Raw genomic sequence first — 18,057 nt, 5'->3', positions numbered from 1 at the left:
ATCTGCGCTGTTCCCTCGTCCCTCACGACTGGCCACTGCCCAACGCTCGTTGCACCAGATCGGCCACGTCCATCGCGTCGATCAGGTCCAGTTCCTCGGCCTCGTCCTGCTGCTGTGGCGCCGTCTCGGCCGGCTGCGAGCGGGCCAGTGACACCAGCGCGTCGAAGATGCCTGCCTCCCGGAAACGGTCGAACGGGACGGCGGCCAGCGCTGCGCGGATCTTCTCGTCGTCGATGTCCGTCTGGTCGGCCAGCTTGCCGACCAGTTCCAGCCGCAAGTACTCGGCCAGGGCGATCGGGGTGGGATAGTCGAAGATCACGGTGGCGGGCAGTGTGCTGCCGACTGCCGAGGACAGCGTGTTGCGCAAGGTCACCGCGGCCAGTGAGTCGAAGCCCAGCTCCTGGAAGGCCTGCCGTGGTTTGACATCGTCCAAGCCGGTGTGGCCCAGTGCGGCCGCGGCGCGTTCCCTGACCAGCTTGAGCAGGACGCGGATCTGCTCGGCCTCACTCGCCTCCGCCAAGGTGCGGGCGAGCTGGGAACCTGATTCCGCCTCGTTGTCGGAGACGAGCGCGGCCTCGACGACTTCCCGGACCGCGGGCAGGTCGCCGAGCAACGGGCTGAGCCGGGCCGATGTGAACGCGGGAACGAAGCTCGGCCAGTCGATGTCCGCCACCGCGACCACGGTGTCGTCGGCTTGGACAGCGGCCGACAGGGCTGCCATCGCCGAGTCCGGCGAGATGGCCGCCAAACCCCATCGGCGCAACTGCTCCTCTGCGGCAGGATCGGCCGCGACGCCGATCCCGGCGACCGCACCCCATGCCACCGAGGACGCCCGCAGGCCACGTCCACGACGTCGCTCGATCACAGCGTCGAGTACGGCGTTGGCCGCTCCGGCAACACCTTGCCCGCCACCGCCCCACACTCCGGACGCCGAGGAGAAGACCACGAACAGGTCCACGTCGCCGAGCAGTTCGTCGAGGTGCATCGCGGTGTCGCACTTGACTGACAGGACCTCGGTCAGATCGGTGACGTCGCTGGACCGGACCGGCAGGGACGTCGCGAGATCGGCCGCGTGCACAACACCGGACAACTCGGGTGTGCCAGCGATCAACTCGGCGACGGCGTCGCGCCGTGTCATGTCCACAGTGGTCACTGTCGCCGTGGTGCCGAGCTCGGCCAGTTCAGCGAGGAATGCCGGGTCGTGGTGGTCTGATCCGGAGGTCAGCACCAGGCGTGCGACGCCCGACTGCGCCAGCCACCTCGCGGCGTGCTTACCCAGGCTCTCGGTGCCGCCGGTGACCAGTATCGTCCCTTGTGGACGCCAACTGCGGCGCGGCGGATCGGCCCGCAGGCCGCTTTCAGCCAGCCGCCGGGCGAACACACCCGCCGACCGGATCGCGAGCTGGTCCTCGCCACTCGGCCCGGACACAGCCGACCGCAGCGCCGCCACGGTACGGTCGTCTAGTACCTCCGGCAGATCGGCCAGCCCGCCCCATCGGTCGGGGTGTTCCAGCGCAGTCGCGAAGCCCAAGCCCCATATGGCCGCTTGTTCCGGTGACCGCAGACGGTCGGCGGGCCCGATGCTCACAGCGCCTCGCGTCACGCACCACAAGGGAATTCCGGCCGCGATGTCGCCGAGAGTGCGCAGCAGGGCCAGTGACGCGGCGGTTCCCTGCGTCAGCGCTGCCGACTCCGGCCGTGGCCGATCATCCAGGGCAAGCAACGACAGCATTCCCGTGACAGCGGGGTCGTCGGCCCGGATCTTCGCCACCTCGTCGGCGAAACCGGCTTGCGTGGCCTCGCTGAACTCCACGATCCGGGCGTCCATCGCCTGCGCGATCCGGGCGATCGGGTGATCCGCCGCCACGTCGGGTGGCACCACCACCAGCCAAGACCCCGCAGCGGCGGCGGCCGGTCGGACCGGGGTCCACGCAGCCTTGTAGCGGAGGCGGCTGACCTTCGTCTTTTCGCTGCGCCCGCGCCGCCACGACGCCAGCATGCCGACGGTGCTGTTGACGGAGTCCGCATCGACATCCAGCATGGTGGCCACCGAGGCGAAGTCCTCGCTCTCGACGGCAGCCCAGAATCGGGCGTCAGCATCGTCGATAGCCGCAGGGCCAGCCGCGTTCTCCGATTCCTCCAACCAGAAGTGCTGACGTTGGAACGCGTAGGTCGGTAGGTCGACGGGTGCACCGGTACCCAGCACGGTCCGCCAGCCAACGGGAACTCCGTGGACATGCAGGGTCGCCAGTGCCGTCAGCAGCTCACGCAGCCCGTTCTCGTCACGGCGCAGCGTGCCCGTGATGACGGCCGGGTTGTTCACGCGGTCGCCGATGATCTCGTCCATCGCCGGAACGAGCACGGGATGTGAGCTGACTTCCACGAACGCGCGGTGAGTGGTGGCAAGCTCGCGGATGGCCTGTTCGAACTGCACGGTCTGACGCAAGTTGCGGTACCAGTAGTCCCCGGTCAGCTCGGCCGTGTCCAACAAGCCACCGGCCACAGTCGAATAGAACGGAACGGTCCCTGACTGAGGCGTGATATCGGCGAGCGCCTGACGCAATTCGTCCTCGATCGCCTCCACAGCGGAGGAATGGGAGGCATAGTCGACGGGGACCTGCCGCGCTCGCACGCCCTCGTCCGCGCAGCGCTGGACGAACTCCTGCAGCGCGGCCGGATCGCCGGACACCACGACCGACGATGGGCCGTTCAACGCTGCCACTTCGACACCGGTCACAAGCAGTTCGCGAACCCGGTCGACACTCGCCGCGACAGCCACCATGCCGCCCCGGCCAGCCAGTCCCTTGGCAATCGCCCGGCTGCGCAGTACCACCACGGTTGCCGCGTCCCGCAACGACAAGCCTCCGGCCACACACGCGGCAGCCACCTCGCCCTGCGAATGACCGACCACGACATCCGGCGACACACCGCTCGCCTGCCACACCGCGGCCAACGACACCGCCACCGCGAACGTCACCACCTGCACCACGTCCACCGCGGCCAACGACGGCGCACCCTCGGCCTGACGGACCACATCAAGCAGCGACCAGCCTGTGAGCTCGTCGAGCACGTTCGCGCATTCGTCCATCTTGGACGCGAACAGCGGACAGGAAGCCAGCAGATCGGCACCCATTCCCGCCCACTGCGCACCTTGTCCCGGAAACACGAAGACGGTACGTCCCTTGACCAAGCCACTCGTGGGAACCACGACACCGGGTGCCGCTTCCCTGCGTGCCAAGGCGTCCAGGCCTGCCAGCGCCTCGCGGCGGTCCGCCGCGACCACAACCGCCCGATCCGGCAACGAACTCCGGGCCGCGACCAGGGATCGCGCGGTGTCTGCGATGTCCATATCGGACTGTTCAAGGAACGACCGCAGTCGCCCAGCCTGCCCTGCCAACCCGGCTTCCCCACGCGCGGACACAACCAAGGCGGCGATGTGGTCGTCAGTCAAGCCTGGTTCGGTGCTGGGCGCTGCTTGGTCGACGGCTTGCTCCAGGATGACGTGGGCGTTGGTGCCGCTCATCCCGAACCCGGACACACCAGCCCGACGTGGTCGACCTGTGACGGCCCATTCCCGCGGTTCGGTCAACAACTCCACCGCACCTGCGGACCAGTCGACCTGCTGTGTCGGCTCGTCGACGTGCAGCGTCTTGGGCATGACGCCGTTACGCATCGCCATCACCATCTTGATGACGCCTGCGACACCAGCAGCAGCCTGCGTATGACCGATGTTCGACTTCACCGAGCCAAGCCACAACGGCTGATCGCGGTCCTGCCCGTATGTCGCCAGCAACGCCTGCGCCTCAATCGGGTCGCCCAGAGCGGTGCCGGTGCCATGTGCCTCCACCAGGTCCACATCGGACGCCGAAACACCGGCGTTCACCAGCGCGGAACGAATCACCCGCTGCTGCGACGGACCGTTCGGCGCAGTCAACCCGTTCGACGCACCGTCTTGATTCACCGCCGAACCACGAACAAGCGCAAGCACCTGGTGCCCGTTCCGGACGGCGTCGGAAAGCCGTTCCAGCAACAGAACTCCGGCCCCTTCGCCCCAGCCCGTGCCATCAGCGGCTGCGGCGAACGCCTTGCACCGGCCATCCGGCGCGAGGCCCCGCTGACGGGAGAACTCGATGAACGCGTCGGAACCGGCCATCACTGTGGCGCCTCCGGCAAGCGCCAGCGACGACTCTCCCGACCGCAGTGACTGCGCCGCCAGGTGCAACGTCACCAAAGACGACGAACAGGCCGTGTCCACTGTGACCGACGGCCCTTCCACACCGAGGAAGTACGACACCCGGCCGGACAGCACACTGCCCGCCCCACCAGTCATCAGGTAACCTTCGACGCCGTCGGCCGAGACAGCCCGAGTACGCAATGTGTACTCGTGGTTGGCCATTCCGGAGAAGACGCCCACGTTGCGGCCACGCAGCGATGCCGGGTCGATGCCCGCCCGTTCCAGCGCCTCCCACGAGATCTCCAGCATCAACCGCTGCTGCGGATCCATCGCCAACGCCTCACGCGGCGAGATCCCGAAGAACGCGGCATCGAAATCCCCCACGTCATGGACGAAGCCGCCCTCGCGGGTGTAGGTCGTTCCGGCGTGGTCCGGATCCGGGTGGTAGATGTTCTCCAGGTCCCAGCCACGATTCGTCGGGAACCCGGAAACAGCGTCCACACCGGACACAACCAGCTGCCACAAGTCCTCCGGCGACGACACACCACCCGGCAGACGACACGCCATCCCCACGATCGCGATCGGCTCGTCCGGAGCGTGCACCCGCGCGGCGGGCGCGGTGCTGGTAGTGCCTTCGCCATTCAGTTCGGCCAGCAGGAATCCGGCGAGCTCGTCCGGTGTCGGGTAGTCGAAGACGATCGTCGCGGGCAGGTCCGCACCGAGGGCGTCCCGCAGCCTGCGCTGCAGGCGGACACCGGCCAGCGAGTCGAACCCGAGGCTCTGGAACGTCCGGCCGGTGTCGATCCGGTCGGTGTGCCCGAGGACCGCGGCGACATGCTCCTGGATCAACTCCAGGATCACCTGGTGCTGATCAGCCGTGGACTTGCCGGCGAGCGGCAACGGTTCGGCGGCGCGAGGTTCGAGCACACGAGGCGACATGCTCAGGTCCGCGTCCACCCAGAAGCGACTGTGCTGGAAGGCGTACGTCGGCAGGTCGGTCCGGCCAGCAGGCGAACCTCCGAACACGCTCGTCCAGTCCACCGGAACCCCGTGCACCGACAGCTGCGCGAGCGCCGTGACGACCGCGACGGCTTCGTTCCGCTCCCGGTGCAAGGACGCGACCGCCAAGGTGTCTGTCATCTGCTGTGTGAGTGCGGTGAGCGCGCCACCCGGTCCCAGTTCCAGGAACACGGTGACGTCACCGTCGAGTGTCGTGATCCCGTCGGCGAACCGAACTGTCCGGCGGACGTGATCCACCCAGTAGCCGGGGGAGCACAACTGCTCGGCCGTGGCGAACTCGCCGGTGACGTTCGAGACGACCGGGATCTCCGGTGGTCGGAAAGTCAACCTTGTCGCCACCGCGCGGAACTCTTCAAGAACACGGTCCATATGCGGTGAATGGAACGCGTGGCTCACCTGCAGGCGCCGCGTCTTGTGCCCACGTGAGGCGAATTCTTCAGCGATGGCGGCGACAACCTCCGTGTCACCGGACACCACAACGGAGGATGGCCCGTTGACGGCGGCAATGGACACCTTGTCCTGCTCGGCGTCGACGTAGGGAGCGACGTCTGCTTCGGCCGCCGCGATCGCGATCATTGCTCCGTCGGCGGACACCGCTTGCATCAGCGCGCCGCGCGCCGCGACCAAAGCGGAGGCGTCGTCCAACGACAGCACTCCGGCAACGTGCGCCGCGGTCAACTCCCCGATGGAGTGCCCGGCCACCACATCCGGCCGGACGCCCCATGAACCGAACAAATGGAAGAGCGCGGTTTCCACAGCGAACAACGCGGCTTGTGCGTAGACAGTGCGGTCGAGGAGCGCGGCGTCGGCTGTGAACACGACATCGCGCAAGGGGATCTCGCCCGGCAGATGACGGTCGAGTGCGGTGCATGCGTTGTCGAATGCCTCGCGGAACTGTGCGTAGTGACTATAGAGATCCCGGCCCATTCCGATGCGCTGGCTGCCCTGGCCCGAGAACAGGAACGTGAGGCGTGCCTTGGTCGAGACGCCGTGGGCGACAGTTTCCGGCAGCACGGTGGCTTGGGCGAGTGCGTCCAGCCCCGCCAGAAGTTCGCTGCGATCCGCACCCACAATCACGGCTTTGTGTTCGAACATCGCACGGGTCGTCACCAGCGAACGCGCGATGCCCAGGTCGTCACCTTGCTCGCGGTGGGCGAAGGCAGCCAGTCTCGCTGCTTGACCACGTATCGCGTCCGCGTTCTTCGCGGATATCAGCCACGCCAAGGCAGGGACACTTTCGGTGGAGTTCATCGTTGGCGCAGCCGGTACTTCTTCGAGAATCACATGCGCGTTGGTGCCGCTGACACCGAACCCGGACACACCGGCTCGACGCGGACGATCCAGCGAAGGCCAATCCTTGGCCTCGGTCAACAACTCGACGGCGCCCGACGACCAATCCACCTCCGGCGACGGCTCATCCACATGCAACGTCCGCGGCAACACACCATGCCGCATCGCCATCACCATCTTGATCACACCAGCCACACCAGCAGCAGCCTGCGTATGACCAATATTCGACTTCACCGAACCCAACGCCAGCGGACGATCCCGATTCTGCCCGTACGCAGCCAGCAACGCCTGCGCCTCAATCGGATCACCCAGCGTCGTACCCGTACCGTGCGCCTCCACAACATCCACATCAGACGGCGAAACACCAGCATTCGCCAACGCCTGACGAATCACCCGCTGCTGCGACAAACCACTCGGCGCAGTCAACCCATTCGACGCACCATCCTGATTCACCGCCGAACCACGAACAAGCGCAAGCACCTGATGCCCGTTCCGGACGGCATCGGAAAGCCGCTCCAGCACAAGAACACCCACGCCCTCAGCCCAACCCGTGCCGTCCGCGGCCGCCGCGAACGACTTGCACCGCCCGTCAGGAGAGAGCCCGCGCTGACGCGAGAAGTCCACGAACGCGTCCGGGCCGGTCATCACGGTCACGCCACCGGCCAATGCCATCGAGCACTCGCCAGACCGCAGTGACTGCGCTGCCAGGTGAAGCGTGACCAGCGACGACGAGCACGCCGTGTCCACCGTTATCGCCGGCCCCTCCAAGCCGAGCGTGTACGAGATCCGCCCGGATATCACCGCGTTGGACGCGCCCGTGATGCGATGTCCCTCGACCAGGTCGGGCATCTGGTGCAGGCGCAGCGCGTAGTCCTGGGTGTTGACGCCCGCGAAGACGCCGATGTCCTTGCCTCGCAGGCTGGTCGGGTCGATACCCGCTCGCTCGAAGGCCTCCCACGACACCTCGAGCAACAGTCGTTGCTGAGGGTCCATCGCCAACGCCTCACGTGGCGAGATGTCGAAGAACTCCGCGTCGAACCCGGCGACATCGTCGAGAAACGCACCACGCCGGGCGTACGACGTGCCCGGGTGGTCGGGGTCGGGATCGTAGAGGGCGTCCAGGTCCCAGCCGCGATCGCCGGGGAAGTCGCCGACCGCGTCCACTCCGCCCGCGACAAGCGTCCATAGATCTTCAGGACTGCCGACGCCACCAGGAAAGCGGCAGCTCATCGCGACGATCGCGATGGGCTCGTCGACACTTGCCGCAGCCGGGACCGGCTGAACCGGTTGTGCGCCCAGTAATTCATCCCGCAGGTATCGGGCGAGTGCGGCGGGTGTGGGCTGGTCGTAGAGCAGCGTGGCGGACAACGACAGACCGGTCGCGGCGCTGAGGCGGTTGCGCAGTTCGACCGATGTGAGCGAGTCGAACCCGTTGTCCCGGAACGGGCGCGATGCCCCAATACTGTCCGGTGAGGAGTGTCCTAGCGTCTGCGCGGCATGAGCGGTCACCAAATCAAGGAGCGTCTGATCCTGTTCGTGCACGGGCATCGCGGCGACACGCTGGGCCAGGGATGTGTCGCTCCCGGAGTTCGCGACGGGTTGGCCTTGCGGCAACAACCCACGCAGCAATGGAAGTTCCACGTGCGCGGCCGGGTCGAGCTTGGCCGCGACCACGGCGGGCTCGGCGCTGCGCAGGGCTTCGTCGAACAACGCCATCCCGAAGTCCGGGGAGATCAGGGACAAACCCGAGCGCTTGACGCGTTCCAGGTCGTTGGAAGTGAGGTGTTCGGTCATGCCGGTGGCCCACGGTCCCCACGCGATCGACGTCGCTGGCAGGCCCATGGCGTTCCTTCGCACCGCTAGCGCGTCCATGAAGGCGTTCGCCGCTGCGTAGTTTCCCTGCCCTGGGTTGCCGAACGTGCCTGCCGCCGACGAGAACAGCACAAATGCCGCCAAGTCGTGGTCGCGGGTCAACTCGTCCAACACCTGTGCCGCGTCGACCTTCGCCTTGAAGACGGTGTCCAACCGCTCGGGTGTCAACGCGGTGATCACGCCGTCGTCGAGGACGCCCGCCGTATGCACCACACCGGTCAACGGAGTGTCCACTGTGTTCAGAAGCGCCGTGACTTCGTCCCGGTCCGCTACATCGCAAGCCACGACCCTGGCTGTCGTTCCCAGCTCCGACAGATGTGTGATCAGCTCCGGCGCGCCTGGTGCATCAGGTCCACGGCGGCTTGCCAGCACAAGGTTGCGCACCCGGTGGTGTTCAGCCAGATGCCGGGCGACCAGTCCGCCAAGGCCCTGCGGGCTGCCAGTGACGACCACCGTGCCCGCCTGGTCCAGCACGCGTCCTTGGTGCGGTCCAGCTTCGACCCGAGCGAGGCGAGGCACCGATACGACACCGGAACGAACCGCAGCCTGCGGCTCACCGGATGCCAGCACGCTCGGCACAAGTCGTGCCGCTGCTTGACGATCGTCGGTCGCGATCACCACGAACCGATCCGGATGCTCGGACTGCGCTGACCGCAGCAGTCCCCAAACCGCGGCTGCCACCGGATCGCTGATCTCCCGCGTCGCCACCACCAGCCGCCGGTCGGCCGCAGCGTGTGTCAACCACGCCTGCACAAACGCCAAGGCCTTGGTGGTCAAGGCACGGACATCGTCGGCGGTGTCGCCGGTCAGGTCGACCAGCGCCGCACCTGCTCCCCCAGCGATATCCTCCGTAGTAGACAGAAGCTCGACCGCCTCTGCTGCCTCTGGTGGGGAGAATTCCGACCATTCCATCCGGAACAACGCGTCCGCAGGTCGGTCAGGAGCAGCACCCCGTGGTGACTCCAGCCAGTACCGCTGCCGCTGGAAGGCGTAGGTCGGCAACTCCACCGGCAGTCCTGCGCTCTTGCCGAGGATCGCGAGCCAGTCCACGTCCACACCCCGCGCATGCAACCGCGCAACCGCCGTCATCAGCGATCGAACATCATCACCCTGGCGCCGCAAGGCCGGAACGAACACAGCGTCATCCGTCATCCCCGACAGCACACCGTCAGGGCCAAGCTCCAGGAATGTCGTCACGTCCGCAGCACGCAATGACGTAACCGCATCGCCAAAACGAACCGTCCTGCGAACTTGGCCCACCCAATACTCCGGTGACGCCATCAGTTCCGGATCAGCGACCGCACCAGACACAGTGGACACAATGGTGATCTTCGGCGTCCGGAACTCGAGCTTCTCTACCACCGCGCGGAATTTGTCCAGCATCGGTTCCATCAGGCTCGAATGGAAGGCGTGCGACACGTTCAACCGACGCGTCTTGACACCCTCCGCCGACAACTTCCCTGCCGCGTCAAGCACATCTCGTTCCGGGCCCGAGATCACCACCGACGATGGGCCGTTCACCGCCGCGACATCCACCCGGTACGACGACACCGCCGACTCCGGCGCGGCAACCGACACCATCACGCCACCCGAAGGCAGATCCTGCATCAATCGACCACGGGCCGCCACCAACACCGCCGCATCCTCAACCGACAACACACCCGCCACACACGCCGCCGTCACCTCACCAATCGAATGACCACCCACAAAATCCGCAACAACACCCCACGACTCCACAAGCCGGAACAACGACAACTCCACCGCGAACAACCCAGCCTGAGCAAACACCGTCTGATCCACCACATCAGACCCGAACACAACACCCGCAACCCGCTGACCCACAAAACCAGCCAACTGCGCATCCAACAACCCACAAACCTCATCAAAGGCCTTACGGAACACCGGGAACCGCTCATACAACCCACGAGCCATCCCCACCCGCTGACTACCCTGACCAGCAAACAGGATGGCGAGGCGGCCCTCGACGACCTCGTCGAGCGCGAAGCCGTCCTGTGCGCAATCCGCCAGGCCCGTCAAGGCTTCGGCTCGATCGGATGCCAGCACCACGGCCCGCTGGGGCAGCGTCGCTCGTGTGGTGACCAGTGCCCGTCCCACCTCAGGGATGTCAACGTCAGGGCGCTGCCGCAGGAAGTCCGCCAACCGGTCGGCCTGCCGCGCCAAAGCCGTTCGGTCATGCGCGGACAGCACCAGTGGCACGAGCCCACCGGTCACCCCGGGTGCCTCGTGCTCCGACGCCTGCGCGGGCGCTTGCTCGACGATGACGTGGGCGTTGGTGCCGCTGACGCCGAACCCGGAAATGCCTGCCCGACGCGGACGATCCAGCGAAGGCCACTCCCTGGCCTCGGACAACAACTCGACGGCGCCCGACGACCAATCCACCTCCGGCGACGGCTCATCCACATGCAACGTCCGCGGCAACACACCATGCCGCATCGCCATCACCATCTTGATCACACCAGCCACACCAGCAGCAGCCTGCGTATGACCAATATTCGACTTCACCGAACCCAACGCCAGCGGACGATCCCGATTCTGCCCGTACGCAGCCAGCAACGCCTGCGCCTCAATCGGATCACCCAGCGTCGTACCCGTACCGTGCGCCTCCACAACATCCACATCAGACGGCGAAACACCAGCATTCGCCAACGCCTGACGAATCACCCGCTGCTGCGACAAACCACTCGGCGCAGTCAACCCATTCGACGCACCATCCTGATTCACCGCCGAACCCCGGATGACTCCCCAGATCCTGCGCTTGTTGCGGATCGCGTCCGACAACCGTTCCAGCACAAGGACACCTGCGCCCTCGGACCAACCCGTGCCATCAGCCGCTGCTGAGAACGACTTGCACCGCCCGTCACGCGCGAGGCCTCGTTGGCGCGAGAAGTCCACGAACGAGTCGGGACGGGTCATGACCGTTACGCCACCAGTCAGCACGAGCGAAGACTCGCCGGACCGCAGCGACTGCGCCGCCAGATGCAGGGCCACAAGCGACGACGAACACGCAGTGTCCACAGTGACCGCAGGCCCTTCAAGGCCAAGGAAGTACGACACCCTGCCGGACAGCACACTGCCCGCACCACCGGTCATCAGGTAGCTGTCCACACCGTCAGGCAGATCAGCCAACCTGTCCGCATAGTCCTGGTGCATCGCGCCGGTGAAAACACCGATGTTCCTGCCTCGCAAGGTGTTCGGGTCGATGCCCGCGCGTTCCAGCGCTTCCCAGGAGATCTGGAGCATCAACCGCTGCTGCGGATCCATCGCCAACGCCTCACGCGGCGAGATCCCGAAGAACCCGGCGTCGAAATCCCCGGCGTCCGGCAGGAAGCCGCCTTCGGTTGCGTAGCTGGTGCCCGGGTGATCCGGATCCGGGTGGAACAGCCTCTCCAGGTCCCAGCCACGGTCATCCGGGAACCTGGTGATGGCGTCGGTCTCCTCGGCGACGAGACGCCACAAGTCCTCCGGGGCAGCGACTCCACCTGGGAACCGGCACGCCATCCCGATGATCGCCATCGGTTCGTCCGCCGCGACCGCATGGGCTGCTGGCTGCTCGGTGATGTCCTCGGTATTCCCGGAAAGCCTGCGCTCGAGCATCCGCCCAAGAGCTTGCGGCGACGGGTAGTCGAAGGCCGACGTGGACGACAGTCGCAGGCCGGTCGCCACCGCGAGGCGGTCGCGCAACTGCACGGCGTGCAACGAGGTGAACCCCAGATCCGTGAACGCGCGGTCGGCCGCGATCGATCGCGGATCGGAGACCGCGAGGAGATCGGCGACCTGTTCGCGGACCAAGTCCACCAGATGCCTGGCACGATCGTGGCCGGTCACGCCGGTCGGGACTTCGACGAGATCTCGCATCGGCGGTGGCACCGAGCCGCGCAGCTCGGCCGGATCGAGCTCCATCGCGACGAGATGTGGCTGGCCCAAGGTCAAAGCCGCGTCGAACGCGTCCAGTTCCTCCTGCCGGCTGAGTGTCGCGTTGTCGTCTGACTCCCAGCTCAGCGCCAGCGTGGGAATGCCTTGTGAGCGCAGGTCATGAGCGAACGCGTCGGTGAACGCCGCAGATGCGGCCTTATCGACGTCGCCACGCCCGGTGACTGCGACGGCGTCGGAGAACAGCACAAAAGCCGACGGATCCGGCACGAGTTCGGCCAGGTTACGCAGACTCGTGACCGCAGCGGCCAGCGAATCAGGCACGACGCCGTGCACGACGGCACTGACCTTGAATCGTGCGAACACCTCACGCAGTGCGTGCGGGTCGGTGAGGTCGCACTCGACAACCGGCGCTTGTGCTCCGGCGTCCGCGAGGTGGCCGCTCAAGTCGCCTGCCAGCCCGCCGCTGCCGGGTTCGGTGACCAAGACGAGCCGGGTGACGCCGTATGTGCCTGCCAGGTGCTGGGCCACAGACGCGGCGCGCTCGGTCTCGGCGCCCGTGATCATCACCGTGTCAATGCTGTCCAACGACGCGGTGTTCTCACGCTCGGTGTCCACAGCGACCTGGGTGAGCCGTGGCAACAAAACGACGCCGGACCGCACCGCGAACTGGGGTTCGCGCGACCGGACAGCCGTCTGAACCGCTTGTGTCGCGGGCTCGTCATCGAGATCGGCGATGACGAACCGACCCGGATACGAAGCCTGCGTCGCGCGTAGCCATCCCCACAAGGGTGCTTGTGCCGGATCGCCCGCGCTGTCGTCCAGGTCTGTCACCACCGCGCCACGAGTGGCCACAACCAGCAGACAATCCGCGAGACGGTCGTCTACGAGCCACGTCTCCACCCACCGGACGCATTCGGTGACCCGGTCGGCGATCTCGCGCGGATCCGAGCCTGAGTGCGGGATCTGCAGGACCGCGACCTCAGGCAGGCTGTCCGCCAATGCGGCCGGTGCGGGCGTCTCGGGCGACAGTTCGCCAAGCGCCAGCCAACTGCCCGGTTCCGAATCGGGCCGTGTCGGCTGAGGAACCCAATCCATCCGCAGCAGCGACTCGAAGGTCGAGTTGCCCACCGCCAACAGCCGCGTTGGCACGTCAAGCAGGTGCCTGCGCATGATCTTGCCCGACGCGGTCCGCGGGACTTCCCGGATCTCGTACAGCCGCTCGGGAATCTTGAAGTACGACAACCGATCTCGGCATGCCGCGAACGCCTCACCCGGGTCGAACCCACCCGCGGCCGGTACGACGAAAGCGACCGGCACCTCGCCGAGGACCTCGTGCGGCTTGCCGACGACTGCGACGTCGGCGACGCCCGGCACGGTCCGCAGGACGCTCTCCACCTCGCCCGGATGAATGTTCTCACCTGCGCGGATGATGAGTTCCTTGATCCGCCCGGTGACCGTGAAGTATCCGGCCTCGTCGCGGCGGGCGAGATCGCCGGTGTGGTACCAGCCGCCCTGCAGCGCCTCGGCAGTGGCCTCCGGCTGGTTGTGATAGCCGGCCATCACGTTCGGGCCGCGGACCCACACTTCGCCTTCGGTACCGTCCGCGACGTCAAGGCCGGTCTGCGGATCGACCAGCCGCACGCCAAGGCCGACGACCGGCACGCCACACGAGCCTTCAACCCGGGCGCCTGACGGCCAGTTGATGGTGATCGACCCGCACGTCTCGGTGCTGCCGTAGGCGTCGATCAACGGCGCGCCGAACGCCTGCTCAACCGACCGGCGCAGGGCCGCGGTCGTAATGGCCCCACCGACCAGGCCGACGCGAAGACCCGGCGCGGTGAACCCCCGGGCATCCGCCTCTCTGAGCAGATGGTGATACGTGGTCGGGACACCTGCGATGACGGTAAAAGGCGAATCGCTCCATATGTCTACGACGTCCGATGCGGAAAGGCCGTCGACGATTCGTGCGGTCGCACCGACCGCCATCACGGAAAGTACACAAGCGATATGCGAAAGACTGTGGAACAACGGAAGCGGCCACAGCACTCGGTCCTCTTCGGACAACCCGAGCACCGGTGCATAACACGCGGCGACTGACCACAAACAGTTACGCGAAGTGGACAGAACACCCTTGGGTTGTCCCGTTGTGCCGGACGTGTACAGCATCCATGCGATCTCGTCCAACCCCAGATTGTCGTAAGCGGGCGAGACCGGGTCAGATGTCGCGAGTTGTTCGTACGACAAATTCCCATACTGAGCGTCACCGACGACCAGAACCGTCATCGGCCGCGACATGCGCTGGACCCGATCGACATGGAACGAATCCGTGATGATCACGCTCGCACCACTGTCATCCAGCAGGTACGCCAATTCCGCATCGGACGAGCGCGGGTTCAGCGGGACGCCGATCGCTCCAGAGCGCGCGACGGCGTAGTAACTTTCGACCATTTCGACGCGGTTGCCCAACAACATCGCCACGCGGTCGCCCGGATAGGCCCGCAGATCGGCCAAGTGTCCAGCGAGACGACGAGTTCGAAGCTCCAATTCGGCGAAGCTGACCGAACGCCGGTCATCCTGGAAAGCGATCTTCTGCCCGAACCGCAAAGCCTGTGCGCGAACAACTTCATGTAACGGCCGCACCAGTTCGGTACGCAGCATCCCCATCCCCCACGATTTACCTCGTTGGGCACGGCAAAACCGCACCCCAAGAGACCAGCAGAATGCCTGCTGGAACGCAGGGGTTATAACCCCCTACACCCCCCTTGCCTGCGCGGACAAGCTGGGGGTTCGAGGCCTTGACGTCGGATCCGAATGCAGCTAATGGGTCGTGTCGCGGTTCTTGGGCGTCAAAAGGCTGTGGCTCGCAGGTAGGCCAGGACGGCAAGCACCCGCCTGTTGGTGTCCTCGGTCGGTGGCAGGTCGAGCTTGGCCAGGATGTTGCCGACGTGCTTGCCGACAGCCGCCTCGGTGACCACCAGCTTGGCCGCGATCGCGGCGTTCGAGTGGCCTTCGGCGACCAGGGCCAGCACCTCGTGTTCGCGTGCCGACAGCCGGGCCAGCGGATCACGCCGACGGACCAGTAACTGGCGGACCACCTGCGGGTCGACCACCGTGCCGCCCGCCACCACCTGGCGCAGCGTCGCGACGAAGTCCTCCACGTCGACAACCCGGTCCTTGAGCAGGTAACCGACCCGGACGCCGTCGCCGGAGTCCAGCAACTCGGCCGCGTAGCTGCGCTCCACGTATTGGCTCAACGCGACAACCGCCAGCCTCGGGTCGGCCCGGCGCAGCGCCACGGCGGCCCGCAGTCCTTCGTCGGTGAACCCTGGCGGCATACGGATGTCCGTGATCACCAGATCCGGTCGGGTTTGTGCGACTGCCGCCGTCAACGCGTCCGCGTCGCCGACTTGCGCGATCACTTCGAACCCGAACCGCTCCAACAGCCCGGCCAGCCCGGCTCGCAGCAACACACCGTCCTCCGCGAGCACGACACGAATCACTGACACGGCAACTCCACGCGTACCACGGTCGGACCACCCGGCGGACTGGACAGCAACATCCGCCCGCCCACCACGGCCGCACGGTCGGCCAGCCCAGTCAACCCGGTGCCGCGCACCGGGTCGGCGCCGCCGACACCGTTGTCGCCGACTTCCAACACGAGCATCCCGGCGTGCCGGGAAGCGGAGACACTGGCGGTGTCCGCGCCGCTGTGCTTGGCCACGTTGGTCAATGCCTCCGCCACGACGAAATATCCGATCGCCTCGACTGCCGCGGGCAGGCGGCCGGGAACATCGGCGTGCACGCTCACCGGAATGGGCGCGCGGTCGGCCAGTTCCCCCAGTGCCGCAGGCAGACCGCGGTCCGTGAGCACTCTGGGGTGAATGCCGCGAACCAGCTCGCGCAGCACGGTCATCAGCTCCTTGGCTTCGTTGTGTGCGGTCGTCACCTCCGCGTAGGCGGGTGAATCGGGCTCGAGGTCCACTTTGGCCAGTCCAAGTCGGAGGGTGAGACCGACCAGCCGCTGTTGCGCGCCGTCGTGCAGGTCTCGCTCGACGCGGCGACGTTCGGCCTCGAACAGGTCCACCAACCGGGCCCGTGATCGCGCGACCTCAACCAACTCGGAGCGCAGCGGCCCGCTGTCATCGCGGAGCAGGGCACGGGCCACCGCGCCGTGCGCCGACGCCAGCAGAGCCACCGGATACGGCGACAACAGCAGGGCGACACCGGCGGCCACCGCGTACGGAGTTGCCGCTTCCGGGGTTGCGACGGTCGCGAACCCGAGCGATACCAGCGAGGTTCCGTCCACTAGGAACGGCGACACGACCAGCAGGACAAGGAATAGCAGCAGTCCAGAAGTCGCCGCGGACAGCAGCGCACCCACCGTGACGAGCAGGACCAGGTACGCGACAGCGCGCCAAGTCGCGGGGTCGGTGTACTGGATCGGCCCGCGTGGCTGGTCACCGAGTGGACGGCCGTCGACCAGCCGGAGGCGACGTCGTTCCAGCCGAGCCACCGGCGCGGCCAACCACGGCAGCGCCGCGGCGAGCAGCAGCGCGCCCACGAGCGTGAGCACCAACACCCACGTCCATGACATCGGCGTCGGACGCTGAAGACCGGCCGCCGCAAGCAACCACGGGGCTGCCGGTACTGCCAGCGGCACCAACGCCAAGGACGCGACGACCGGCGTGCCGAGCATGTGGCCGTAGGCGCGCCACGGCCAGGCACTGAACAGAAACCGGCTTGTGGTCAGCGCTTCGCGCAGTGTTCTTTGTTTCCCCCTGATCACCTTGGCCACGGTAGCCGAGCCGACCGGCCGCGTCCCGCCCTCTCGCCATAGTCGGGAGGTATGCCTACCACTACCTCCAAGTGGCCCCTTGCTGTCACTGACCACACCACGTTGGCGATGATCTTGTTGGCGGCATGATCGTGGTGAAGACCCGCATGAGCGGGCTGGCGGTGTTCCTCGGCCTCGCGTTCGGCCTCGCCTGGCTGGGCATGATCGGCGCGTGGGCGCTCGGCTTCTCGTTGGTGAACCCGTTGGTGCAGTTACCGTTCGCCTTCGCGCCCGCGATTGCCGCCTTCGTCGTGCGCCGGTGGGTGACCGGCGAAGGATTCGCGGACGCCGGACTGCGGTTGCGGCTACGCGCGGCGTGGCCGCAGTACCTTGCAGCATGGCTGGGTCCGGTCGCTCTCGTCGCGGCCACCGCTGCCGTGGCTGTGCTGTCCGGCGCACGTCTGGCCACATTGGACGGCCAGATAGCCGGCCTGCCGGGATGGGCGCTGGTCGCGGTGCTGCTGCTCGTCGTCCCCCTGCTCACGCCGATCTACTGGGGCGAGGAGTTCGGCTGGACAAGCTATCTGAGGCAGCGCGTGTACCCCGGCCGCCCGGTTGCGGCGACCCTGACGACCGGCCTGATCTGGGCCGTGTGGCACTACCCGCTCGCGTTCGTCGGCTACATCGAGTTCGAGAACGTCGTGGTAGGCCTCGCCATGTGGACGGTGTCGTTCGTGTGCCAGGAGATTCTGCTGAGCTGGCTGCGCGTGCGCAGCGGCAGCGTGTGGACCGCGAGCCTGGCCCATGCCGGGAACAACATGGTGCTTGCGCTGCTGGTCGGGTTCCTACTGGCGGACGTGAGCGTCCTGACTGTCACGGCGCTCACGACCATCCCGCTGGCTGTGCTCGCCGCCTGGGTGTTGACCACCGGCAGGTTGCGGCCGTGAACCACTGAGTGCCAAGGGTTCCAAGTAGACAGTGAGTCGCTGATCGGGGCAACCACAGCACGCTCGGCCGTGGTTGCCCCGCGGGG

The 18,057-nt window shown here is 66.7% G+C and carries 4 protein-coding genes; 1 reads left to right on the top strand and 3 read right to left on the bottom strand.

From position 1 onward, the window contains the following. Positions 1–22: 22 nt before the first annotated feature. From B9C43_RS58895 to B9C43_RS36515, 3 genes are all read right to left on the bottom strand, one after another. Positions 23–14,908, bottom strand: a complete 14,886-nt coding sequence (locus tag B9C43_RS58895) for a type I polyketide synthase (protein ID WP_084431874.1) — start codon at positions 14,906–14,908, stop codon at positions 23–25. 188 nt (positions 14,909–15,096) lie between these two features. Beyond that, entirely contained in the window at positions 15,097–15,747 is a 651-nt protein-coding gene (locus tag B9C43_RS36520; protein WP_084431868.1) for a response regulator, read from the bottom strand. Continuing rightward, positions 15,747–17,036: a sensor histidine kinase gene (locus B9C43_RS36515; RefSeq protein WP_200825858.1), complete on the bottom strand. Its 1,290-nt coding sequence runs from the start codon at positions 17,034–17,036 to the stop codon at positions 15,747–15,749. The genes B9C43_RS36520 and B9C43_RS36515 overlap by 1 nt, the downstream gene beginning before the upstream one ends. A gap of 134 nt (positions 17,037–17,170) precedes the next feature. Between B9C43_RS36515 and B9C43_RS36510 the strand changes: the two genes are divergently transcribed. Continuing rightward, on the top strand, positions 17,171–17,971 hold the full coding sequence (locus B9C43_RS36510; RefSeq protein WP_084431347.1) for a CPBP family intramembrane glutamic endopeptidase: 801 nt from the start codon (positions 17,171–17,173) through the stop codon (positions 17,969–17,971). The last annotated feature ends 86 nt before the right edge of the window (positions 17,972–18,057 follow it).

Origin of the sequence: Kibdelosporangium aridum, from assembly GCF_900176515.1 — a bacterium.
GTDB lineage: Bacteria > Actinomycetota > Actinomycetes > Mycobacteriales > Pseudonocardiaceae > Kibdelosporangium > Kibdelosporangium aridum.
Note: the sequence above shows the minus strand (reverse complement) of the source record. Positions and strands in the feature narration are given on the sequence as shown.